Below are 21,338 nucleotides of genomic sequence, written 5' to 3'. Positions count from 1 at the left end.
GGCCGGAGAAGAAGCCGCGCCCTGTGCGGCAGCCGCGGTGTGGATCTCACCGGACACCGAGCAGCCCTCGGAGAACATGCTCGGTGTTCGATGGGGGAAACGGGGTGTCCGTGGTCCTCGTGCGGCAGGGCGCCCGAGAACTGTCACCAGGCGACCGGCAGCGCGTGGACGCCGTAGACGCCCATGTCGTTGCGGAACCTGATCTCCTCCGGCGGCACCGCGAGCCGCAGGCCGGGGAGCCGGCGCAGAAGCACGGGCAGGGCGATCTCGAGTTCGGCGCGGGCCAGGACCTGTCCGAGGCACTGGTGTACGCCGTGTCCGAAGGCCACGTGTCCGCGGGCGTCGCGGTCGATGTCGAGGCGGTCGGGGTCGCTGACGAACCCGGGATCCCAGTTTGCTGCCGAGAGGTTCATGACCAGGAGGTCACCGGCGCGGACGAGTTGGCCGCCAATCTTGATGTCCTCCTTGGCCACGCGGGTGACCAGGCTGTGCACGATCGTGAGGTGGCGCAGGAGCTCCTCCACCGCGCGCGAGACCACCTTCGGGTCGTCCGTGTCGCGGATCCGCGCGAGCGCGTCCGGGTTCTCCAGCAGCGCAAGGGTGCCCAGCGCGATCATGTTCGCGGTCGTTTCGTGCCCGGCGTTGAGGAGGATGAAGCCGTTCACCGCCAAGGTTTCGCGGCTCAGCTGCCCTTCCTGGAGGTGCTCGCGCGCGACGCGGCTGATCAGGGCGTCGTCCGGTTCGCGTTCCTTCTTCCCGATGAGGTCGAGCAGATAGCGGAAGATCGCCCCTCTGGCCTTCTGCCTCTCCTCCTCCGTGGCGGTGCGGCTCATCAGGACGGAGGTGATGTCCTGGAAGAAGGCGTGGTCGTCGTAGGGCACCCCGAGCAGCATCGAGATCACCAGGGACGGAATCGGCAGCGCGTACGCCTGGACCAGGTCCGCGGGGCCGCCCGAGGCCACCATGGTGTCGATGAACTGGTTCGCCGTCTCCTCCAACCGCGGGCGCATCGCCTGGACCCGCTTGACCGTGAAGTCCTTGGTCAGCATGCGGCGCAGCCGGGCGTGTTCGGGGTCGTCCATCCGCGGAAACAGCTGAGCGGCGGGGCCCAGGCCGATCTGCTGCATCGGGACCTCGGCGCTGATCCGCGGATCCGTCATCGCGGCCGTGACGTCCTCGTACCGGCTCACGGCCCAGGCGGCGTGGCCCCTGAAGTTCACCCGGCGCAGACCACCCGTCTCACGCCACTCCCGGTACTCGGGGGCGGGGGCGAGAGGGCAGTGTGCGTCGCGGTCAGCGGGGAACTCGGGAAGACCGGTGGCGTCATCGGTGTCGGTCGTGGTGGACACGAAACCTCCTGGAGCGTTGTGGGGGAAGGCACCGAGGTACTGGTGAGCGAGCCGTCGTAGCCACTCGAAGAACGCAGAGGCGCTGCGCGTGTCGTGGACCGCGCATCGCGCATCGCGCTCGGCGTTCGCCACTCACCGGATCATGCGGGAGCCGTCGAGCGGCAGTAACTGGCAGTCGACTGCCATTTCCATGATGCCCGCGATGCAATTGGCAGTCAACTGCCTCTTAGTCACTCTGTCCTCGTGGATACCCTGTCCTCGTGGCCACCGATTCCGAGCGACTCCTGCGGACGGACGCAGCCCGCAACGCCGAGCGGATCCTGCGCTCCGCCCGCGAGGTCTTCGCCGAGAGCGGCCCCGACGCGCAACTGGACGAGATCGCCCAGCACGCCGGGGTCGGAATCAGAACGCTCTACCGGCGCTTTCCCAACAAGGCCGTCCTCGCCAAGGCCGCCTTGGAGCAGGGCATCGCCGAGTACATCGCTCCCGCCATCGAACAGGCACTCCTCGATGACGACCCGCTGGGCGCACTCACCTCTGTCATCGACGCCGCCATGTCGCTGGCCGCACGCGAGTACAACACCCTGGCCGCCGCGAGGAGGGCCGGCGCCGTCCTCTCGGACGCCGTCGGCCCGTACTACGCGTCGCTGACCCTGCTCACCCGACGTGCCCAGGAGGCCGGACATATCCGCGCCGACCTCGTTCCGGACGACCTGCCCAGGATCCTGGCCATGCTCTTCAGCCTGCTGTGGACCATGGACCCGGCCAGCGACGGGTGGCGCCGCTACCTCTCCCTCATCCTCGACGGGCTGTCACCTGCGGCGGCGACCCCTCTTCCCGAGCCCGTTCCGCTACGGCCGTCATCACGGTCGAAGAACTGGCAGATCTGACGCGGAGGGCTGAACGGCGGCCCTCGGCAGGACTCCGCACGGGCATCCTCGCTCCCGGGCGCGCAGACAAGGACGCTCCCGCCTGCGGCACCAGTACACGAGCCGGGCGTTCGCCGATGCCTGCGGACGAGCCGGCGTCCGGCAGTCCATGAGAGCGATCGGCTCCAGCGCGGACAACGTCCCTCGCCGCGCGCCGCTGGCTGCACCGCTACGACACTCAGCGTCGTGTCAACTCAGCGAGGGTGGCAGGAGCCGATGGTGATCGTTCCTCGGCGTACAAGCTCATCGACGTACGCGTTCGGACGCGGCGCCGACCCGTAAGCCCAGTCCCTGGCGTCCAGCCGCCAGGGCACCTCGCGGTGATCAACGTGTCTGAGCTTGCGTTTAAGGTTCCGGTCCGAAATGCGCCTCGTACTTGGTCGCTCACCCGCGCATTCGCCAGACGCGTGGATGGCCCCGGCTTGCCGGTCCAGATCCTGGGCCGGATGCGCTCGGACCGAGTCCTACGTCGCCCCACCCCGGCCCGCGTCTACGATCCCAAGGGCGGCCGACCGCCCAAGCATGGAGCCGAGTTCGTCTTCGGCGACCCCGCCACCTGGGGCGAAGAGCAGGCTGTCACCGTCACCGGCACCCGCCTGTATGGCAAAGCGACCGCTCGGGCTTGGGACCGGCTGCATCCGCGGTTGACGAAGCGTGCGGTGTGGCTTGGGCACGACGGGCCGCTGCCCATCATCGAGGGCACCGTCGCCGCCCACACCCAGCTCCGGCTCGCCCGTCCTCTGGCGGTCGATCTTCGCCGCCCGTGGGAGAAGAAGGCCGAGCCGCACAGACTTACCCCGGCTCGGGTCCCCCGGGGGTTCCGCAACCTCCACGTGAAGACCCTGTCGCCTACCCGTGCACCTGAACTTTCCGTTCCCGGTCCTGGACGCCCGCCGGGTTCGAAGAATCGCCGCCCGGCACCACGACACGAGGTGGGCCGCGTCCTGGCCACCGGCGAGGCATACACCCGACCGGCTCACCACCAGAAAGGCACGAAGCCACGCCGTACGGGGTAGTCGGCAGAGCTTAATCGGCCTCCCGCTCGTCGGAGTAGATCACCAGCGTCTGTTCCGGCTGTTCGGCCAGGTGGAATGCGGTGTAAGCGAAATCGACCGCCCCGCGTCCCTGGCGCCATAGCCGTTTCCGTCCGCCGTGCCGGGCCTGCACGTCGTACTGCGGCCACCAGGCACGCACTTCCGGGCTGCCCGCGTTCAGCTCGTCGATCAGCCGGGTGTACTGGGGGTTGCCTGGGTGGCGTCCGGCCAGCGTCCGCAGCCGGGCGAGTAGGCCGCGTGCCTCGAGCTCCCAGTCGACGAGAACTTCCCGGGCCGCAGGTTCGAGGAACACCCAGCGGGCGAAGTTCGCCGGCCGGTCCGCCGCGGTGAGGTTCGGGAAGAGTTCGTCGGCGGCCTGGTTGTGGCTGAGCACGTCGTAGTTGCCGCCGATGATGTACGCCGGGTGCGGTTGGAGCAGGAGTGGGACGGCCGCCACCTCGGCAGCGAGCGGCTCAGGTTCTTCTGTTTCGGCTGCAGGCGCGTGACCGGCGAGCTGGAAGAGATGACCGCGCTCGTGTCGGTCGAGCTGCAGCACCGAAGCGAGGGCGTCGAGCACCTGGTCCGAGGCGCGGATGTCCCGGCCCTGCTCAAGGTACGTGTACCAGGTTGCGCTGATCCCGGCGAGTAGCGCGAGTTCCTCCCGGCGTAGACCCGGGGTCCGGCGTCGGCCAGTGTGGGGCAGTCCGACCTGGTCGGGGGTGATCCGCTCTCTCCGGCTGCGTAGGAAAGCACTCAGCTCACGGCGTTGATCCGGTTGTTTCTGCATAGCAGCCCTAGTTCCAGAATAAACACGCTCTGGATACCAGGTTAAAGCAGTCGCACACTGAAGTCCGAGTGGGGGGCATAGCTCTCACTGTGGACGGTCACCCGGCGCCCAGGATCCTGGCGCGCGGACGCCTTCCGGGCGATCCACCGGAACCGGTACCGAGAAAGAAGAGGAAGACACCATGTCAGGAATCGACGGCAAGGTCGTGGCGATCACGGGAGCCAGCAGCGGCATTGGCGAGGCGACCGCACTGCTGCTTGCCGAGCGAGGCGCGCGGCTCGTTCTGGGTGCGCGCCGATCCGAGCGCCTCGCGGATCTGGTGGCGCGGATCGAGAAGTCGGGTGGCGCGGCCGTGCAGACCCGCACGGATGTGACCCGACGGGACGACCTGGACGCCCTGGTCGCCTTGGCCGGTGAGCGATTCGGCCGACTCGACGTTCTGGTCAGCAACGCCGGGGCCGGTACGATCTCGCCTCTCGACGATCTGCGCGTCGACGAGTGGGACCAGATGGTCGACGTCAACGTCAAGGGTGTGTTGCACGGAATCGGCGCCGCGCTCCCGGTCTTCCGGGCGCAGGGCACGGGCCACTTCATCACCACCGCCTCCACGGCCGCGTTTCGCATCGTGCCGACAATGGCGGTCTACGCCGGCACGAAGTTCGCGGTCCGTGCCATCTGCGAAGGTCTGCGCCAGGAAGCCGGTGAGACCCTGCGGGTGACCACCGTCTCGCCCGGCGTAGTCGGAACCGACTTCGCTGACGCATCAACGAATCCGCAAGTCAGAGCGCAAATTGCGGAGATGCGGGACCGGATCGCGATCCCGCCTGAGGCGATCGCCCAAGCCATCGCGTTCGCAATCGAGCAGCCTGCAAACGTCGACGTGAACGAGATTGTCGTCCGGCCCACGGCTCAGAACTGAGCCCGCTCAAGTTCGAGGCGTATTTCGGACCCGGACCTTAAAACGCAAGCTCAGTGCTTGAACGGTATCCGCCACGTCGAGTGGGGAGGTGCCCGACTTCAGAACGTGGTTCGCAACTGTGGCTGCTGTCGCGACTCGCAGGGGTCGGCCCAACGATCGCAGTCTGGAACATCCACTACAACTATCACCGCCCACACAGCGGAGCAGGCGGACGACCGCCCGCGTCACGGCTTCGGACAGGCGTCACCAACGTCCAGCCCTCCTGCATCTAAGAGGTTGTCTCACGTGGCAAGTTTCGCGAGCTTCTTGTAGCAGGTCAGGGCGGCGGCCATGGCCGGGCCTCGGCGCTGCCAGTCGTTGCGGACCATGTACGGGATCTTGAGGCCACGAGTAGCCCATGGGAGGCTCATGCCGCATGATCGATGAATTCGCGAAAGACAACCTGCACGGGAGAATGCGGCGGGACCGCAAGGCGCTGCTCTGGAAACTCGACGGCTTGTCCGAATACGACGCCCGCCGGCCTTTGACAGCGACCGGGACCAACCTCCTCGGCCTGGTCAAACACGTGGCCACCGTCGAGGCCAGGTACTTCGGCGAGGTCTTCGACCGCCCTTCCCCGGAACTGCTGCCCCGGTGGCAGGACTCCGACGGCAGCGATCTGTGGGCGACCGAGGACGAGACCCGCGATCAGATCATCGGGTTCTACCGGCGCACGTGGGAACACTCGGACGCGACGGTCAACGAGCTTCCTCTCGACGCCCCCGGCCACGTGCCGTGGTGGCCGGAGCCTTATGCCGACACGAACCTGTTCGCCGTCATGGTCCATGTCCTCGGCGAGTCCATCCGGCATGCCGGGCACGCCGATATCCTGCGCGAGGGCCTCGACGGCCGGACCGGGTTGCGCGCCGAACACGAGAAGCAGATCGACGAGGAAGCCCGTGCAGCCTACTGCGCGAAGATCGAGCAGGCCGCCAGGTCGGCCGCACCAATCAAGGCTTAGATGTTGTCTCACGTGACGTGATGTTCGTGCGGCATGCTGCCGGTCGTGGGTGCTGATCTATCGAAGCGTCTGCCTTCGTCGGCCGACTCGATCGGGGCAGCGGCGTGCAACAGGGCTCGCCCCGTGACCCACGTCACGGGGCGAACCCTGTTGTGCTGTTCGCGACTCTTGACGAACAGGTCGCCGGCGGCGGCTCCTTGTGGGGCGGCTTGTTGGCCTGCTTGTACCGGAGCGGGCGGGCCGGGGTGTGGTCGTAGAGGTCAGGCCGCGAAGCGGGTGGCCAGGGTCTTGGCCTTCTGTGCGGCCTCTTCGTGTGCCTTCGTACGGGAGGCGTCGGCGAGCGGGATGAGGTCGGCCATCGCGGGCACCGTGCGGGCCAGGGTCAGTTCGGCGACGATGAAGTCGACCTCGACGCCGAACATGCCGTTCAGGACCTTCTCCAGATAGTTCTGGACGAACTCGCAGTCCTCGCGCGGGGTGCCCGCCGCGTACGAGCCGCCCCGGCTGGCGACAACCGTGAACGGCCGGCCCTTGATCGGGCTGTCCTCGCCTGTGTTGGCGCCGGTGATGATCACGTGGTCCAGCCACGCCTTCAGGGTGGACGGGATCGTGAAGTTGTACATCGGGGCGCCGATGAGAACCGCGTCCGCGGCTGCCAGTTCGGCGGCGAGTTCGGCGCGCAGCGCGCTCTCCGCGCCCGCCGTCACGGCGGCGACGTCCAGGTGTGGCAGCGGGGTGGCGGCGAGATCGCGGTAGACGACCTCGCCCTCCGGGTGCTGTTCGCGCCAGCCCCGCACGAAGGCGGCGGTGACGTCGCGCGAGGCGGATCCCTGCGGGAAAACGGCGGAGTCGAGGTGGAGCAGTGTGGCCATGAGGGTCTCCATGGGGCGGGGGTGGGGCGGATGTGGACGGGCGCGGCCCGGCGGAGTGCCTGGACCGGCTCGGCACTTTCGTGCGTACCTATGAATAACACAGTAGCTTACTTTTTATTAGGTACTCATGGCTCCGCAGTACGCTGAGGGCATGGAGGAAACCCACGGGGACCCGTGCAAGCCGGTGGACGTGGGGATGACTCGTGTCTTCGAGCTGTTCGGCAAGCGGTGGACCGGACTGATCGTGTCCGTCCTGATGCAAGGTGCCGTGCACTTCGCGGAGTTGCGGCGGGCGATCCCCGGTATCAGCGAGCGCATGCTGTCCGACCGGCTGACTGAGCTGGCGGCTGCCGGGCTGCTCGTGCGTGAGGTCGACGAGGGGCCGCCGCTGCGGGTCGCGTACCGGCTCACGGAGGCGGGGGCGGCGATGGAGCCCGCGCTGCATGAGCTGGGGCGATGGGCCGAGAAGCATCTGGCGGGCGAGAGCGGCTGCCCGGAGCGGGACTGAGCGGGATCAGGGTTGTCCACAGGGGGAGGCGGGCGTCGGGGAGCGGCGGTACCGTCGTGACCAGTTGATGTAGGCCGAGTGCGGGGGGAGGCGGCGCGCCATGGGTGAGGCCGGTTCGGTGGTGACGGACGAGCGCATTCCGGTGGTGCCGGGCTTCGCGCGGCGCGTGAGGTCGGGCGGTGTGCGGAGCACGCCGAAGGACGAGGGGAAGGCGCTGCGGGAGCGGGTGTCGCGGTCGTCGCACGATTCGCTGGTGCTCTCGGCCGCGAGGCCGGACGCGGTGCGGGCCGTCGAGGAGTCGAGCCGGGGCCGGGTGCCCGAGCTGGCGCCGCTGCGGGTGGGCCGCATGGCCGCGACGCCCTTCGCGTTTCTGCGGGGTGCGGCCGGTCTGATGGCACACGACCTGGTGGGGACGCCGGTGACGGGCGTGGGGGCGCAGATCTGCGGTGACGCGCACGCGGCGAACTTCGGGTTGTACGGGGACGCGCGAGGGCGCCTGGTCATTGATCTGAACGACTTCGACGAGACGGTCGTCGGCCCCTGGGAGTGGGACGTCAAGCGGCTCGCGACCTCGCTGGTGCTCGCCGGGCGGGAGGCGGGCGCCGACGAGGAGACGTGCCGGCGCGGCGCCCAGGACGCGGTGGGCGCGTATCGGCGCACGATGCGGCTGCTGTCGAAGCTGTCGGCCCTGGACGCGTGGAACGCGATCGCCGACGAGGAGCTTGTCTCCCACACGGACGCGCGCGACCTGGTGGGGACGCTGGAGCGGGTCTCGGAGAAGGCGCGGAAGAACACGAGCGCGCGGTTCGCCGCCAAGTCGACCGAGGCCGTGGACGGCGACGGGAGCACCGGCGCGGTGGCGCAGCGGCGGTTCGTCGACGCGCCACCGGTGCTGCGGCGGGTGCCGGACACGGAGGCGGCGGCGGTTGCCGCCGCGCTCGGTGAGTACGTGGGCACGCTCTCGGAGGACCGGCTGCCGCTGCTCGCGCGGTACGCGATCCACGACGTGGCGTTCCGCGTGGTCGGCACGGGCAGCGTCGGGACGCGGTCGTACGTGGTGCTGCTGCTGGACCACCGGGGCGAGCCGCTGGTGCTCCAGGTGAAGGAGGCGCGGGCGTCGGCGCTGCTGCCCTTCGTGGAGGCGGCGGGGTTCGAGGCTCCGGATGTGGAGCACGAGGGGCGCCGGGTGGTGCTCGGGCAGAAGCGGATGCAGGTCGTCAGCGACAACTTGCTGGGGTGGACGACGGTGGACGGCAGGCCGTATCAGGTACGGCAGTTCAGGAACCGCAAGGGCAGTGTGGACCCGGCGGCGCTCCCGGCCGACGAGGTCGACGACTACGGGCGGATGACCGGCGCGCTGCTGGCCAGGGCACACGCGCACAGCGTGGACCCGAGGCTCGTCGCGGGCTACTGCGGCAAGAGCGAGGAGCTGGACGAGGCGATCGCCGCTTTCGCCGTCGCGTACGCGGACCGGACCGAGGCGGATCACGCCGAGCTGCTGACGGCCGTCAAGAGCGGACGGATAGCCGCCGAGCTCGGGGTGTGAGGGCGGCGGGATCCGGCGCGCGGCCGGGTTCCGCAGGGCGTGGCGGGGCGCGGGGCCAGGGATGTGGAGGAGTGGGGGCGCGTTCGCCCGTAGGCTGGACGGGTGACTCAGGACGCCTTCCGGGAGCCGACGATCCGTAACGACGACGAGCAGGACGTGCCAGACGTGCCGGACGCGACGACCGATGCCGCCACGGACGCGGACGCCACGACGGGCGCGGGGGACGCGACGGGCGGGGATGCCGGTGCCGGTGCGGGGGCGGGGTCCGAGCGCCCGGAGGCGCGGCTGGAGCGGGCCGTCCGGGCTGCCGAGCAGGCGCTGATCGAGTTCGAGATCGCGCTGGAGACGTTCCGGGTCGAGGTGGAGAACTTCTCCCGGCTGCATCACCAGCGGCTCGGCCCCATGTACGCGCGACTGGACGAGCTGGACGCGATGATCGCCGAGGCCCGCGCGTCCAGGTCGGGTGACCCCGAGGATCTGCGCAAGGCCCGTGAGGCACGGGCGATGGTGCAGCCGATGCCGGGCATCGAGGAGCTGTTCCACGACTGGCTCGACTCCGACGGTCTGTCGGCGGAGGCCGCGGCCATGCTGACCGACCAGCCCGTGCAGCCGCCCAAGCGGGTGCGGCCGACCGACGAGGTGCGCAAGCTCTACCGCGACCTGGCCCGCAAGGCGCACCCGGATCTCGCGCAGGACGACACCGAGCGGGCCCGGCGGGAGGAGTTCATCACCCGCGTGAATGCCGCCTACGGGCGCGGCGACGAGGCGCTGCTCCGGCAGCTCGCCGAGGAGTGGGCGGCGGGGCCCGCGCCCAAGGAGCCGCGTCTGAGCGAGAGCGAGGAGCTCTACGCCCGGCTGGAGTGGCTGGCCCAGCGCAAGGAGCTGCTGACCCTCGTGGCGAAGGAACTGGAGGAGAGCGCGATCGGCGCGATGCTTCAGATGGCGCCCGACGACCCCGACCGGTTGCTGGAGGAGATCGCGGAGCAGCTGCTGGCCGAGGTTTCGGGACGCGAGTCGGAACTGGCCAGGTTGGTGCAGCGGTAGCGCGTCCCGTACGCGAGGCTGTACCTGTCGCACCCGCAGACATATCCGTACGAGAGAAGGCACATCACATGAGTTTCGCCCAGCTGCCCGCGGTGGATGTCGCGGCCGTACCGTCCGACGCCCTGGTGCTCGACGTCCGTGAGCACGACGAGTGGGCGGCCGGCCACGTCGAGGGTGCGCTGCACATCCCGATGAGCGACTTCGTGGCGCGCTTCGGTGAGGTGACCGAGGCGGTGGCCGGCGGGCGCACGGCCTTCGTCATGTGCCGGGTCGGCGGCCGGTCCGCGCAGGTCACCCAGTATCTGGTCCAGCAGGGCATCGACGCGGCGAACGTCGAGGGCGGGATGCAGGCCTGGGACGGCGCGGGTCGCCCGATGGTCACCGACAACGGCAGCCCTGCGTTCGTCCTCTGACGAGCCGCTACCGGCTCACCGCGTCGGTGAGCCGGGGCCCGCACCGTCCCCCGGGCGGCGGTCCCGTGTCAGCGGTCGAAGTCCAACTCGACCTCGGCGGTGGCCGGATGGGACTGGCAGGCCAGGACGTAACCCGCTTCCGTCTCCTCGGGCTCCAGGGCGAAGTTGCGGTCCATCCGGACCTCGCCGGAGACCAGGAAGGCCCGGCAGGTGCCGCAGACGCCGCCCTTGCACGCGTACGGCGCGTCCGCGCGGCTGCGGAGCACGGTCTCCAGCAGGGAGTCGCCGTCCTGGACCGGCCAGCTGCCGGAGCGGCCGTCGAGCGTCGCGGTGAGCGTGCTCCCGGCGGGGGCGCCCGACGCGGCGGCGGTCATGGCGGGTGTGGCCGCGTTCAGCGCGCCGTCGTCGACGTGGAAGATCTCCTGGTGGATCACGGTCCGGCGGACGCCGAGGCCGCGCAGCGCCCGTTCCGCACCCTTGACCAGACCGAGCGGGCCGCACAGGAACCAGCCGTCGACGCTGTCCACCGGGAGCAGCGCGGGCAGCAGCTCCGCCAGCCGCTCCTCGTCCAGCCGGCCCGAGGGAAGCCCGGCCTGCTGTTCCTCCCTGGACACCACCGTGATCAGCTGGAAGCGGTCCGGATGACGGTCCTTGAGGTCGGCGACCTCCTCCAGGAACATCGTCGAAGCCACCGTGCGGTCGCTGCGGATCAGACAGAACCGGGCGTCCGGCTCCCGCGCCAGGAGCGTCGAGGCGATCGACAGCACCGGCGTGATGCCGCTGCCGCCGACGATCGCCGCGAAGTGCCCGGCGCGCGGAGTGAGTTGGAAGCGGCCGGTCGGCTCCATGACGTCGACCGTGTCGCCCACGGCGAGTTCCTTGAGGGCGTACGTCGAGAACTCGCCGCCCTCGACCAGCCGGATGCCCACCCGCAGCACGGGGCGCTCGCCGGCGGGCGCGCAGATCGAGTACGTACGCCGGATCTCCTCGCCGTCCACGACGCGGCGCAGCGCGATGTGCTGACCCGGTGTGTGCCGGAACGTCTCGTCCAGCTCGGGCGGCACGGCGAAGGTGACGGTCACCGAGTCGTCGGTGAGCCGCTCGACCTCGCTGACGCGGAGCGGATGGAACATCTACAACTCCTTGAAGTGGTCGAACGGTTCACGACAGGCCGAGCAGCGGCGCAGCGCCTTGCACGCCGTGGAGGAGAACCTGCTCAGCAGCTCCGTGTCCGTCGAGCCGCAGTGCGGGCAGCGGATGGCGAGGGTGAGCGGCACCGGTCCGTCCGTGCTGTGCGGGCGGGGCGGGGCAATGCCGAACTCCGAGAGTTTGCGGCGGCCTTCGGCGCTGATGTCGTCCGTCGACCAGGCGGGGGAGAGCACCGTGACGACGGAGACGTCCGGTATCCCGTGGTCGTGGAGCACGCGCTCGATGTCCGACGACATCGTCTCGATCGCCGGGCAGCCGGTGTAGGTGGGGGTCAGCTCGACCTCGACGCTGCCGGGTCCCGAGACATGGACGGAGCGCAGCACGCCCAGCTCCTCCAGGGTCACCACCGGCAGCTCGGGGTCGGGCACGGAGCCGGCGAGCGCGCGCAGTTCGCTCTCCAGAGCGGTCGGTCCGGTCACCATGACGCCCCCGGATGGCTGCGGTGCAGATGCTGCATCTCGGCGAGCATCCGGCCGAACGACTCGGTGTGCAGGCCCTGCCTGCCCGCGCCCGCCGTCCAGGCCCCGGCGCGCGGTCCGTCGGGCACGGTCAGCGTCGCGCGCTCCAGCACGGAGGTGACGGAGGAGAGCCAACGCTGCTCCAGCTCACGCCTGTCGACGCCGTCCAGCCCGGCGCCGTTTCCGTGGCCGTCCACGTCCACGTCCCCGTCGCCGCTGCCGCCGATCGGCTCGAACATCTCGCCGGTGAAGCGCCACAGCGCCGTGCAGGCACTCTGCATGCGCTCATGGCTCTCGGCGGTGCCGTCGCCGAGCCGCAGCGTCCACTGCTCGGCATGGTCCTGGTGGTAGTCGACTTCCTTCACGGCCTTGGCGGCGAGTCCGGCGAAGGGGCCGTCCCCGGTCGCCAACTGGCCGTACAGCAGCCGCTGGTAGGTGGAGAAGTAGAGCTGGCGGGCGATCGAGTGCGCGAAGTCGCCGTTCGGCTGCTCGACCAGCTGGAGATTGCGGAAGGCGCGCTCCTCGCGCAGATAGGCCAGCTCGTCCTCGTCCCCCACCAGTGAGTACAGGATCCGGGCCTGGCCCAGCAGGTCCAGTGCGATGTTGGCGAGGGCCACGTCCTCCTCCAGCTCGGGCGCGTGTCCCGCCCACTCCCCCAGCCGGTGCGACAGGATCAGCGCGTCGTCGGCGAGGGCGAGGGCCGAAGTGGCGAGTGCCGTGGTGTCGATCCCGGTCCCGGCCCCGGCCCCGTCCGTGGTGTGCGTGTCCGTCGGGGTGCTGTTCACAGGTGGCGCACCCCCTCCGGGATCTCGTAGAACGTGGGGTGCCGGTACGGCTTGTCACCGGCCGGCTCGAAGAAGGAGTCCTTCTCGTCCGGCGAGGACGCCGTGATCGAGGCGGAGGGAACCACCCAGATCGACACGCCCTCGCTGCGCCGGGTGTAGAGATCGCGCGCGTTGCGCAGGGCCATCTCCGCGTCCGGGGCGTGCAGGCTCCCCGCGTGCGTGTGCGAGAGCCCGCGGCGGGACCGCACGAACACCTCCCACAGAGGCCACTGGGTCGAACCGCTCATGCCGTCGCCTCTCTCGCAGCGTCGCTGCCGCTGCCGTTGTTCTCGCCGTTGCTGTTGCTGTCGCTGTTGCGGCTGTGCTTCGCCGCGTACGCCGTCGCCGCCTCGCGCACCCAGGCGCCTTCCTCGTGCGCGCGGCGGCGCTGGCTGATCCGCTGTTCGTTGCAGGGCCCGTTGCCCTTCAGGACCTCACGGAACTCGTCCCAGTCGATCGCCCCGAAGTCGTGCTGCCCCCGCTCCTCGTTCCACTTCAGGTCCGGGTCGGGGAGCGTGAGACCCAGCGCCTCGGCCTGGGGGACGCAGATGTCCACGAACCGCTGGCGCAGTTCGTCGTTCGAATGCCGCTTGATCTTCCAGATCATCGACTGCGCCGAGTGCGCCGACTCGTCGTCCGGCGGGCCGAACATCATCAGCGAGGGCCACCACCAGCGGTTCACCGCGTCCTGCGCCATCTCGTGCTGTGCGGGGGTGCCTCGGCCGAGGGCGAGCAGTGATTCGTACCCCTGGCGCTGGTGGAAGGACTCCTCCTTGCAGATGCGGATCATCGCGCGGGCATACGGGCCGTACGAACACCGGCAGAGCGGGACCTGGTTCGTGATCGCGGCGCCGTCCACCAGCCAGCCGATCGCACCGACGTCGGCCCAGGTCAGCGTCGGATAGTTGAAGATCGACGAATACTTCTGGCGTCCGGCGTGGAGCTTGTCGAGCAGCTCGTCCCGGCTCGTGCCCAGCGTCTCCGCCGCGCTGTAGAGATACAGCCCGTGTCCCGCCTCGTCCTGCACCTTGGCCATCAGGATCGCCTTGCGGCGCAGGGAAGGCGCGCGCGTGATCCAGTTCGCCTCCGGCTGCATGCCGATGATTTCCGAGTGGGCGTGCTGGGCCATCTGGCGGACGAGCGAGGCGCGGTAGGCCTCCGGCATCCAGTCGCGGGGCTCGATGCGCTCGTCGGCGGCCACGGCGGAGTCGAAGGCCGCCTCCTGTGCCTGTGCCGCTGTCTCCACCGTTGCCTCCACAGCCGTCCCCGCGGTCACTGCCGTCATCCGGGCCCCCTACCGACCGATCGTTCGGTTCATGGACTTCAATGGTCGGTCGGTGGCCCGTAGGGTGTCAACCCTGTGGATAACCGACTGTGGAAAGACGGGGATCGGGGCGGGATGGATTCGTACGACGACAAGGGTGAGAGCCCTGAGCCACCGCCGGGTCCCCCACCGGGCCCCGTGCCGGCTCCACCACGCGGGATAGCCGGGCTCTCCTTCCCGTACCAAGTCCTCGCCGCGGTCGCCCTCGCGGTCGTCGCACTGGTCGCCCTGGGCCATGTGACCATGGTGTTCCTGCACGTCGCGCCCTCGAACACCGTCTCCAAGGAGTACGGCGAGCAGGTCGGCGACTGGGTCTATCCCGAGTTCGAGCAGAACTGGAAGCTCTTCGCGCCCAACCCCCTCCAGCAGAACATCGCCGTCGAGGCGCGTGCCGAGGTGGAGAAGGCGGACGGCTCGCGCGGGACGACCGGCTGGATCAACCTGACCGCCGAGGACGGCGCGGCGATCCGCGGCAACCCCCTCCCCAGCCATGTCGACCAGAACGAGCTGCGCCGGGGCTGGGACTTCTACGTCGACTCCCACGACGAGAAGGCCCGCCCCAACGGTCTGCGCGGACAGCTCTCCGAGAGGTACATACGCCGGATCGTCATGCTGCGCCTGGAGTCGCGCGATCTCGGCGGCCCCGTCGAACGCGTCCAGCTCAGGTCCGTCACCCGTGCTGTCGAGCCGCCCCCGTGGAGTGACGAGAAGATCAACACGAAGCCCGGCTACCGGGTCTTCCCGTGGTGGACCGTGACATCCGAGGACCTGGCCGAAGGCGTACGGAACGAAGGCGCTCGGAACCAAGACGCACGGAATCAGGGCGCGCCGAACAACGGCCGTACGGAGGCCCGCGGATGAGCCGCCCCGCCCACGAGCTGCCCGCCGACCGCAAGGCCGCGCTCGCCCTCCAGCGCGTCACCTCCCGCGCCCTCGGCCCCCACCAGAGCGCCGTCGTCCGTATCGGCTTCGCCGCGGCCTGGCTCTTCTTCCTGCTGCGCGAGCTGCCGAACCGCCGTGAGCTGTACGGGCCCGGCAGCCCGTGGAGCTGGGACATGGCCCAGCAACTGATCGCGGGCAACAACGCGTTCACCACGCTCATGTGGTCCGACAGCGGTGTCTGGTTCGAGATCGTGTACGCCGTCGCCGTCCTGTCCAGCGCCCTGCTGATGCTCGGCTGGCGCACCCGCACCATGGCCGTGCTCTTCATGGTGGGCGTGCTGTCGCTGCAGAACCGCAGCATTTTCATGGGCGACGGCGGCGACAACGTCATCCACCTGATGGCGATCTATCTGGTGTTCACGCGCTGCGGCCAGGTCTGGTCGCTGGACGCCCGCCGCCGGGCCCGTACGGCGCGCGTCGTGGCGTCCGGCGGGAAGAAGCCGGTGGACCGCGTCGGACCGCTCCTGTGGGCCGTGCTCGGCGTGGCCCTGCTGGGCACACTGCTGGACAGGACCGGCGGCGAGTGGTGGGTGACGGTGCTGCTGTGGACGCTGTGGCTCTCGCAGGGGCTGTGGTGGGTGGTGAACCGCTACGCGCCGGACAGCGAGCCGCGCGCGCTGCTGGACGTCGTCGCCAACCTCATCCACAACGGCACACTCGTCGTGATCATGGTGGAGGTCTGTCTGATCTACGCCACGGCCGGCTGGTACAAGATCCAGGGTTCGCGCTGGCAGGACGGCACCGCGCTGTACTACCCGCTGCACCTGGACTACTTCGCGCCCTGGCCCGCCCTCTCCGACATCCTGGCGTCCAGCGGTGTGATCGTGATGGTGCTGACGTACGGCACCGTCATGGTGCAGGTCGCGTTCCCGTTCACGCTCTTCAACCGGCGGGTCAAGAACGTCCTTCTGGTGGCCATGATGCTGGAGCACGCGGGTATCGCCGTGCTGCTCGGGCTGCCGTTCTTCTCGCTCGCCATGATCGCGGCCGACGCCGTCTTCCTGCCGACGGCGTTCCTGATCCTGGTCGGTGACACGGCGACCAAGGTGCGCAGGCGGTTCACCGCCGGGCCGTCGCCGCAGGGCCTCAGCCTGAGCCCGGGCGGCGACGGAAGCGGAGGCGGAGGTGTGGGCGGAGGCGGGGGCACCGTGCCGGACCAGCGCCGGAAGGACGACGCCGGGCCGGGCACCCACGACACGACGCCTCCGTCGCCGCCCGGCAGCGACGTGGACCCGTCGCTCGTGCGGTGACGGCTCTCCGCGCGTGCCCGCCTACGCTGGGGCGATGAACGACGTCGATCCCGCGAGCGCCCTTCGGCTGTGGCACGAGAGCGCACCCGGCGCCGTGGTGCTCGACGGCTTCCACGCGCTGAAGCACGCCCTGCGGTTCGGGGCGGACGTGCGGCTCGCCGTGACGAGTGACAAGGAGTCCGTGCTCGCCCTCGCGGACGAACTCGCCGACGACCTGACCGGCATCCTGCGGAAGACCCTGGTGCAGGTGCCGGCCGACGAGCTGCGGGAGCTGGTGCCGAAGGTGCACCCGACGCGGGTCGTGGCGCTGGCGGTCAGACGCGGCCGTACGGACAACCTGGCCGAGCTGGCGGCGGCGCCCCGGCGCTCCCCGGTCGTCGTGCTCGACAACCCGCGCAATCTCGGGAACGTCGGGGCCGTCGTGCGGCTCGCGGCCGGCTTCGGGGCGACCGGGGTGGTGACCACCGGGGATCTCGATCCCTGGCATCCGAACGTCGTCCGGGCGGGCGCCGGGCTGCACTTCGCCACCGTTGTGGAGCGGCTGTCCCTCGACGCGTTCCCTCCGGGCCCGCTGTACGCCCTGGACCCGGAGGGCGACGACATCCGGTCGGTCACCCTGCCCGACGACGCGCTGCTCGCCTTCGGCTCCGAGCGGCACGGGCTCAGCGCCGAACTGCGGGAGCGGGCCGACACGTTGCTGGCGCTGCCGATGCGGCCCCAGGTCTCCAGCTACAACCTCGCCACCAGCGTGGCCATGACGCTGTTCCACTGGGGCGGGCCGAACTGACCGGCGCCCGGCCGCCGTTGGACGGCCGGGGCGCCGCGCGTGCGGGTGTCGTCACGCCTGGCGGCGGACCTCCACCGTACGGAAGCGGTTGGCCACGAAGGCCGCGTCGCACAGCGCCGCGTTCGCCGCCGGATTGCCGCCGGAGCCGTGGAAGTCGGAGAACGCCGCTGTCTGGTTCACATAGACGCCGCCCGTCAGATTCAGCGACAGCTGGGCCAGCTCCTCCAGACAGACGTCCTCGACGGCGCGCTCCGTCTCGGCCGATGTCGTGTACGCCCCGACGGTCATCGCGCCCTTGTCGCGCACCGTGCGGCGCAGCAGCTCCAGCCCCTCCTCGGTCGAGTCCACGGCGACCGCGAACGAGACCGGGCCGAAGCACTCGGCGAGATACGGCGCCTCGGAGCCGGTGGCCCCCTCCGCCGGGTCCCACTGCTTGCGCGAGCCGTCGGACTTGACGATCGCCGGCGTGCGGACCACGGCGTCCGGGAAGTCCGGGTTGGCGATCTCGCGTGAGGCGAGGGCCACGTCGCCCAGCGAGGGGGCGGCGTCCAGCCTTCCCTTCACGTCCGGGTTGACCAGCGCGCCGAGCAGGCCGTTCGCGCGGGCGTCGTCGCCCAGCAGGCCACTGACCGAGGCCGCCAGGTCGGCGACCACCTCGTCGTAGGACTTCGGGCCCGCGTCCGTCGAGATGCCGTCGCGCGGGATGAGGAGATTCTGCGGGGTCGTGCACATCTGGCCGCTGTAGAGCGAGAGGGAGAAGGCCAGATTGGCCAGCATGCCCTTGTAGTTGTCGGTGGAGTCCACGACGACCGTGTTGACCCCCGCCTTCTCCGTGTAGACCTGCGCCTGGCGGGCGTTGGTCTCCAGCCAGTCGCCGAAGGCGGTGGACCCGGTGTAGTCGATGATCTTGATCTCGGGGCGGACGGCCAGGGTCTTGGCGATGCCCTCGCCGGGGCGCTCGGTGGCCAGGGCGACCAGGTTCGGGTCGAATCCGGCCTCGGTGAGGACCTCGCGGGCCACCCGCACCGTGAGGGCGAGGGGCAGCACCGCGCGCGGGTGCGGCTTGACGAGGACCGGATTGCCGGTGGCCAGCGAGGCGAACAGGCCCGGATAGCCGTTCCACGTCGGGAAGGTGTTGCATCCGATCAGCAGGGAGATGCCGCGCGGCGCGGTCGTGAAGGACTTCCGCAGCTCCAGGGGGTCGCGCTTGCCCTGGGGCTTGGACCAGTCGGCGTCGGCGGGGGTGCGGGTCTGCTCCGCGTACGCGTACGCCACCGCCTCCAGGCCGCGGTCCTGGGCGTGCGGGCCGCCCGCCTGGAAGGCCATCATGAACGCCTGTCCGCTGGTGTGCATGACGGCGTGGGCGAACTCGTGGGTGCGGGCGCTGATCCGGGCCAGGATCTCCAGGCTGACCAGGGCACGCGTCTCGGGTCCCGCCGCGCGCCAGGCGCTCATGCCCGCGCGCATGGCGGGGAGCAGGACGTCCACGTCGGCGTGCGGATACTCGACGCCGATCTCCGGCCCGTACGGCGAGGTCTCGCCGCTCGTCCAGCCGTCGGTACCCGGCTGGTCCAGATCGATACGCGTGCCGCGCAGGGCCTTGAACGCGGCCAGGCCGTCGGCCGGCGCGCTTTCGCCGTACGCCTTCGGGTGCTCGGGGTGCGGTGACCAGTAGGCACGGTCGCGAATCGCGTCGAGGGCCTGGTCGAGCGTGGGCCGGTGCTTGTCGTTGAGCTGCTGGGGGCTGAGCTGGGCGGCCATGACTGACCAACTCCTCGTCGAGCTGGGCGGGACAGGGACATGAGCGACAGGGGGACACGGGCAACGGACAGGGTTAGAGTAACCGAACGATCGGTCGGGACAAGGGGGGCTGTGGAAAACCCGTGTTTTCCGGCCGCCCGGCCGTCGGCGGCGGACGGTGTCGTTCCGGTCAGTTCCGGCTGATCGCCGCCGGAGACCGGCCCCCTTGGGGAGGTCCCGTACCGCCGGGAAAGTGCATACAGGAGGATCGGGTTCATGACTGCAATCGAGCGCTCCCGCGTCGTCGCGGTGGTCGGCACCGGCACGATGGGACAGGGAATCGCCCAGGTGGCTCTCGTCGCGGGCCATCCCGTGCGCCTCTACGACGCCCTGCCCGGCCGCGCCCAGCAGGCGGCGGACGCCGTCGGGGCCCGGCTGGACCGCCTGACGGAGAAGGGCCGGCTCGACGCCGCCGCCCGCGACAGCGCCAAGGCCCGGCTGCTCCCCGCAGCGGAACTCTCCGAACTCGCCGACGCCGCACTGGTCGTCGAAGCCGTTCTGGAGCAACTGGCGGTCAAACAGGAGCTGTTCGCGACGTTGGAGGACATCGTCGGCGACGACTGCCTGCTCGCCACCAACACCTCCTCCCTCTCCGTCACGGCCGTCGCCGGCGTCCTGCGCCACCCCGGCCGCTTCGTGGGCCTGCACTTCTTCAATCCCGCGCCCCTCCTGCCGCTGGTCGAGGTCGTCAGCGGTCACGCGACCGACGAGGCGACGGCCGCGCGCGCTACGGCGACGGCGGGGGCGTGGGGCAAGACGCCGGTGCGCTGCGCCGACACTCCCGGCTTCGTCGTGAACCGCGTCGCCCGGCCCTACTACGCCGAGGCGCTGCGGCTGCACGAGGAGCGGGCCGCCGACCCCGCGACCATCGACGCCGTCCTGCGCGAGTCCGGCGGCTTCCGGATGGGCCCCTTCGAACTGACCGATCTCATCGGCCAGGACGTGAACGAGGCGGTCACCCGCTCCGTCTGGGAGTCCTTCTTCCAGGACGTGAGGTTCACGCCGTCGCTCGCCCAGCGGCGCCTCGTGGAGTCCGGCGGACTCGGCCGCAAGTCGGGCCGGGGCTGGTTCTCCTACGAGGACGGCGCCGCCGCCCCCGTACCGCACACCGCGGCGCCCGCCGACCCGCCGTCGACCGTGGTCGTCCAGGGCGAGCTGTTCGCGGCGGGCGTGCTGCCCGAGCTGATCGAAGAGGCCGGGATCGAGGTCATACGTAAAGAGGACGCCGTCCCCGGATTCCCCGGCTGGCTCGAACTGCCCTGCGGCACAAGGCTCTTCCTCACGGACGGCGAAGCCGCGGACGGCTCCGGCCTTCGGCTGATCCACTTCGACCTCGCGCTCGACTACCGCACCGCGACCCGGATAGCCCTGGCGCCGTCCGGCACGGTGCCCGAGGAGTCCGTCCGTACGGCCGTCGGCCTCTTCCAGGCGCTCGGCAAGCAGGTCAGTGTGATCGCGGACGTCCCCGGCATGATCGTGGGCCGTACGGTCGCCATGCTCGTCGACTTCGCACTCGACGCCGAGGCACGCGGCGTCGCGTCCGCCGAGGACATCGACACGGCGATGCGGCTCGGGGTGAACTATCCGCGCGGGCCGCTCGACTGGGGCGCCGAGCTGGGGGCCGGGCGGACGCTCCACCTGCTGGAGCGGCTGCACGAGGAGTATCCGTCCGGCCGGTACGCAGCCTCACAGGCACTGCGCCGCCGCGCCGCCGCCGAGGCCGCCGCGTCGGAAGGGGCGGGCTCATGACGACCGCCAAGCGGGACACGTACACCCCCGAGACACTGCTGACCGTCGCCGTCCGCGTCTTCAACGAACGCGGCTACGACGGCACGTCCATGGAACATCTGTCGAAGGCCGCCGGTATCTCCAAGTCCTCGATCTACCACCATGTGGCGGGCAAGGAGGAACTGCTGCGCCGCGCGGTCAGCCGGGCCATCGACGGCCTCTTCGGGATCCTCGACGAGCCGGGGGCCGGGCGCGGCAGGGCCGTCGAGCAGGTCGAGTACGTGACGCGCCGCACCGTCGAGGTCCTGATGGCGGAGCTGCCCTACGTGACCCTGCTGCTGCGGGTGCGGGGCAACACCAAGACCGAGCGGTGGGCCATGGAGCGGCGGCGTGAGTTCGACCAGCGGCTGGCCGATCTGCTCAAGGCGGCGGCGAACGACGGCGACCTCCGCGCGGACATGGACATCCGGCTGGCGACGCGGCTGCTCTTCGGCATGATCAACTCGCTGGTGGAGTGGTACCGGCCGCAGGCGGGCGGCGGCTACGACAGCGACCAGGTGGCCGAGGCGGTCGTACGGATGGCCTTCGACGGGCTGCGCACGGAAACCTCGTAGA

22 protein-coding genes and 2 pseudogenes are annotated in these 21,338 nt (G+C 70.3%); 14 read left to right on the top strand and 10 right to left on the bottom strand.

From position 1 onward, the window contains the following. Positions 1-143 precede the first annotated feature (143 nt). Positions 144-1,349, bottom strand: coding sequence for a cytochrome P450 (locus ACIBLA_RS18080; RefSeq protein ID WP_399199116.1), 1,206 nt, complete (start codon positions 1,347-1,349; stop codon positions 144-146). A gap of 260 nt (positions 1,350-1,609) precedes the next feature. Here ACIBLA_RS18080 and ACIBLA_RS18075 point away from each other — a divergent pair, with 260 nt between their 5' ends. Further along, entirely contained in the window at positions 1,610-2,239 is a 630-nt protein-coding gene (locus ACIBLA_RS18075) for a helix-turn-helix domain-containing protein (RefSeq protein ID WP_363240594.1), read from the top strand. 461 nt (positions 2,240-2,700) lie between these two features. Further along, positions 2,701-3,294 (top strand): annotated as a pseudogene (locus tag ACIBLA_RS18070) (transposase); the annotation flags it as partial. 10 nt (positions 3,295-3,304) lie between these two features. Here ACIBLA_RS18070 and ACIBLA_RS18065 read toward each other — a convergent pair. Then, complete coding sequence (locus tag ACIBLA_RS18065) at positions 3,305-4,099, bottom strand: helix-turn-helix transcriptional regulator (protein ID WP_399199114.1); 795 nt, start codon at positions 4,097-4,099, stop codon at positions 3,305-3,307. Between the two features lie 181 nt (positions 4,100-4,280). On the opposite strand from ACIBLA_RS18065, the gene ACIBLA_RS18060 reads away from it, so the two are divergent. Together ACIBLA_RS18060 and ACIBLA_RS18055 are read left to right on the top strand one after the other, a co-directional pair. Then, on the top strand, positions 4,281-5,018 hold the full coding sequence (locus ACIBLA_RS18060) for an SDR family oxidoreductase (protein WP_363240592.1): 738 nt from the start codon (positions 4,281-4,283) through the stop codon (positions 5,016-5,018). A gap of 155 nt (positions 5,019-5,173) precedes the next feature. Next, a pseudogene (locus ACIBLA_RS18055) lies at positions 5,174-5,290 on the top strand (IS481 family transposase); the annotation flags it as partial. 9 nt (positions 5,291-5,299) lie between these two features. Here ACIBLA_RS18055 and ACIBLA_RS18050 read toward each other — a convergent pair. After that, a complete protein-coding gene (locus ACIBLA_RS18050; protein WP_363240591.1) occupies positions 5,300-5,428 on the bottom strand; it encodes a hypothetical protein in 129 nt (42 codons plus the stop codon). Positions 5,429-5,433: 5 nt separating this feature from the next. Here ACIBLA_RS18050 and ACIBLA_RS18045 point away from each other — a divergent pair, with 5 nt between their 5' ends. Then, the gene (locus ACIBLA_RS18045; RefSeq protein WP_399199113.1) at positions 5,434-6,018 is read left to right on the top strand and encodes a DinB family protein; all 585 of its coding nucleotides are present in this window, start codon (positions 5,434-5,436) and stop codon (positions 6,016-6,018) included. 260 nt (positions 6,019-6,278) lie between these two features. Here the strand turns inward: ACIBLA_RS18045 and ACIBLA_RS18040 are convergent, their stop codons facing one another. Further along, entirely contained in the window at positions 6,279-6,890 is a 612-nt protein-coding gene (locus tag ACIBLA_RS18040; protein ID WP_363240589.1) for an NAD(P)H-dependent oxidoreductase, read from the bottom strand. A 151-nt stretch (positions 6,891-7,041) separates the two neighbouring features. On the opposite strand from ACIBLA_RS18040, the gene ACIBLA_RS18035 reads away from it, so the two are divergent. From ACIBLA_RS18035 to ACIBLA_RS18020, 4 genes are all read left to right on the top strand, one after another. After that, on the top strand, positions 7,042-7,398 hold the full coding sequence (locus ACIBLA_RS18035) for a helix-turn-helix domain-containing protein (RefSeq protein ID WP_363240588.1): 357 nt from the start codon (positions 7,042-7,044) through the stop codon (positions 7,396-7,398). A 100-nt stretch (positions 7,399-7,498) separates the two neighbouring features. Then, the gene (locus ACIBLA_RS18030) at positions 7,499-8,944 is read left to right on the top strand and encodes a DUF2252 domain-containing protein (protein WP_363240587.1); all 1,446 of its coding nucleotides are present in this window, start codon (positions 7,499-7,501) and stop codon (positions 8,942-8,944) included. A 102-nt stretch (positions 8,945-9,046) separates the two neighbouring features. Continuing rightward, positions 9,047-9,988, top strand: coding sequence for a J domain-containing protein (locus tag ACIBLA_RS18025; RefSeq protein ID WP_363240586.1), 942 nt, complete (start codon positions 9,047-9,049; stop codon positions 9,986-9,988). Between the two features lie 68 nt (positions 9,989-10,056). Then, on the top strand, positions 10,057-10,401 hold the full coding sequence (locus ACIBLA_RS18020) for a rhodanese-like domain-containing protein (RefSeq protein WP_363240584.1): 345 nt from the start codon (positions 10,057-10,059) through the stop codon (positions 10,399-10,401). Between the two features lie 68 nt (positions 10,402-10,469). Here ACIBLA_RS18020 and ACIBLA_RS18015 read toward each other — a convergent pair whose 3' ends face one another. From ACIBLA_RS18015 to paaA, 5 genes are read right to left on the bottom strand one after another with little or no spacing between them, the layout of a single operon-like run. Continuing rightward, positions 10,470-11,534 carry a 2Fe-2S iron-sulfur cluster-binding protein gene (locus ACIBLA_RS18015; protein ID WP_363240583.1) on the bottom strand — a complete coding sequence of 355 codons (1,065 nt, stop codon included), beginning with the start codon at positions 11,532-11,534 and terminating at the stop codon, positions 10,470-10,472. Further along, entirely contained in the window at positions 11,535-12,032 is a 498-nt protein-coding gene (paaD, locus tag ACIBLA_RS18010; RefSeq protein ID WP_363240582.1) for a 1,2-phenylacetyl-CoA epoxidase subunit PaaD, read from the bottom strand. Continuing rightward, the gene (gene paaC / locus ACIBLA_RS18005) at positions 12,026-12,796 is read right to left on the bottom strand and encodes a 1,2-phenylacetyl-CoA epoxidase subunit PaaC (RefSeq protein WP_399199156.1); all 771 of its coding nucleotides are present in this window, start codon (positions 12,794-12,796) and stop codon (positions 12,026-12,028) included. Before paaC ends, paaD begins: the two co-directional genes overlap by 7 nt. Positions 12,797-12,849: 53 nt before the next feature. After that, entirely contained in the window at positions 12,850-13,140 is a 291-nt protein-coding gene (gene paaB, locus ACIBLA_RS18000; RefSeq protein ID WP_189106154.1) for a 1,2-phenylacetyl-CoA epoxidase subunit PaaB, read from the bottom strand. Further along, positions 13,137-14,177: a 1,2-phenylacetyl-CoA epoxidase subunit PaaA gene (paaA, locus tag ACIBLA_RS17995; protein WP_399199112.1), complete on the bottom strand. Its 1,041-nt coding sequence runs from the start codon at positions 14,175-14,177 to the stop codon at positions 13,137-13,139. Before paaA ends, paaB begins: the two co-directional genes overlap by 4 nt. A 177-nt stretch (positions 14,178-14,354) precedes the next feature. Here paaA and ACIBLA_RS17990 point away from each other — a divergent pair, with 177 nt between their 5' ends. The 3 genes from ACIBLA_RS17990 to ACIBLA_RS17980 are packed head-to-tail and all read left to right on the top strand — an operon-like array spanning position 14,355 to position 17,195. Continuing rightward, complete coding sequence (locus ACIBLA_RS17990; protein WP_399199111.1) at positions 14,355-15,077, top strand: DUF5819 family protein; 723 nt, start codon at positions 14,355-14,357, stop codon at positions 15,075-15,077. After that, entirely contained in the window at positions 15,074-16,408 is a 1,335-nt protein-coding gene (locus ACIBLA_RS17985) for an HTTM domain-containing protein (protein ID WP_363240580.1), read from the top strand. The genes ACIBLA_RS17990 and ACIBLA_RS17985 overlap by 4 nt, the downstream gene beginning before the upstream one ends. A 34-nt stretch (positions 16,409-16,442) precedes the next feature. Next, a complete protein-coding gene (locus ACIBLA_RS17980; protein ID WP_363240579.1) occupies positions 16,443-17,195 on the top strand; it encodes an RNA methyltransferase in 753 nt (250 codons plus the stop codon). 51 nt (positions 17,196-17,246) lie between these two features. Here the strand turns inward: ACIBLA_RS17980 and paaN are convergent, their stop codons facing one another. Continuing rightward, positions 17,247-18,956, bottom strand: coding sequence for a phenylacetic acid degradation protein PaaN (gene paaN / locus ACIBLA_RS17975; RefSeq protein WP_399199110.1), 1,710 nt, complete (start codon positions 18,954-18,956; stop codon positions 17,247-17,249). 255 nt (positions 18,957-19,211) lie between these two features. Between paaN and ACIBLA_RS17970 the strand changes: the two genes are divergently transcribed. Next, entirely contained in the window at positions 19,212-20,744 is a 1,533-nt protein-coding gene (locus ACIBLA_RS17970; RefSeq protein ID WP_363240577.1) for a 3-hydroxyacyl-CoA dehydrogenase, read from the top strand. Next, complete coding sequence (locus tag ACIBLA_RS17965; protein WP_363240575.1) at positions 20,741-21,337, top strand: TetR/AcrR family transcriptional regulator; 597 nt, start codon at positions 20,741-20,743, stop codon at positions 21,335-21,337. The genes ACIBLA_RS17970 and ACIBLA_RS17965 overlap by 4 nt, the downstream gene beginning before the upstream one ends. The last annotated feature ends 1 nt before the right edge of the window (position 21,338 follow it).

This window comes from Streptomyces sp. NPDC050433, from assembly GCF_044458565.1.
In the GTDB taxonomy this organism is placed as follows: domain Bacteria; phylum Actinomycetota; class Actinomycetes; order Streptomycetales; family Streptomycetaceae; genus Streptomyces.
Note: the sequence above shows the minus strand (reverse complement) of the source record. Positions and strands in the feature narration are given on the sequence as shown.

What these genes read in the sequence shown, in the direction of transcription:
- ACIBLA_RS18060 (WP_363240592.1), top strand. Translation starts at nt 4,281, where the DNA reads ATGTCAGGAATCGACGGCAAGGTCGTGGCGATCACGGGAGCCAGCAGC.
- ACIBLA_RS18045 (WP_399199113.1), top strand. Translation starts at nt 5,434, where the DNA reads ATGATCGATGAATTCGCGAAAGACAACCTGCACGGGAGAATGCGGCGG.
- ACIBLA_RS18030 (WP_363240587.1), top strand. Translation starts at nt 7,499, where the DNA reads ATGGGTGAGGCCGGTTCGGTGGTGACGGACGAGCGCATTCCGGTGGTG.
- ACIBLA_RS17970 (WP_363240577.1), top strand. Translation starts at nt 19,212, where the DNA reads ATGACTGCAATCGAGCGCTCCCGCGTCGTCGCGGTGGTCGGCACCGGC.
- paaB (WP_189106154.1), bottom strand. Translation starts at nt 13,140, where the DNA reads ATGAGCGGTTCGACCCAGTGGCCTCTGTGGGAGGTGTTCGTGCGGTCC.
- ACIBLA_RS18040 (WP_363240589.1), bottom strand. Translation starts at nt 6,890, where the DNA reads ATGGCCACACTGCTCCACCTCGACTCCGCCGTTTTCCCGCAGGGATCC.
- ACIBLA_RS17965 (WP_363240575.1), top strand. Translation starts at nt 20,741, where the DNA reads ATGACGACCGCCAAGCGGGACACGTACACCCCCGAGACACTGCTGACC.
- ACIBLA_RS17985 (WP_363240580.1), top strand. Translation starts at nt 15,074, where the DNA reads ATGAGCCGCCCCGCCCACGAGCTGCCCGCCGACCGCAAGGCCGCGCTC.
- ACIBLA_RS18015 (WP_363240583.1), bottom strand. Translation starts at nt 11,534, where the DNA reads ATGTTCCATCCGCTCCGCGTCAGCGAGGTCGAGCGGCTCACCGACGAC.
- paaD (WP_363240582.1), bottom strand. Translation starts at nt 12,032, where the DNA reads ATGGTGACCGGACCGACCGCTCTGGAGAGCGAACTGCGCGCGCTCGCC.
- paaN (WP_399199110.1), bottom strand. Translation starts at nt 18,956, where the DNA reads ATGGCCGCCCAGCTCAGCCCCCAGCAGCTCAACGACAAGCACCGGCCC.
- ACIBLA_RS17980 (WP_363240579.1), top strand. Translation starts at nt 16,443, where the DNA reads ATGAACGACGTCGATCCCGCGAGCGCCCTTCGGCTGTGGCACGAGAGC.
- paaA (WP_399199112.1), bottom strand. Translation starts at nt 14,177, where the DNA reads ATGACGGCAGTGACCGCGGGGACGGCTGTGGAGGCAACGGTGGAGACA.
- ACIBLA_RS18035 (WP_363240588.1), top strand. Translation starts at nt 7,042, where the DNA reads ATGGAGGAAACCCACGGGGACCCGTGCAAGCCGGTGGACGTGGGGATG.
- ACIBLA_RS18020 (WP_363240584.1), top strand. Translation starts at nt 10,057, where the DNA reads ATGAGTTTCGCCCAGCTGCCCGCGGTGGATGTCGCGGCCGTACCGTCC.
- ACIBLA_RS18065 (WP_399199114.1), bottom strand. Translation starts at nt 4,099, where the DNA reads ATGCAGAAACAACCGGATCAACGCCGTGAGCTGAGTGCTTTCCTACGC.
- ACIBLA_RS18050 (WP_363240591.1), bottom strand. Translation starts at nt 5,428, where the DNA reads ATGAGCCTCCCATGGGCTACTCGTGGCCTCAAGATCCCGTACATGGTC.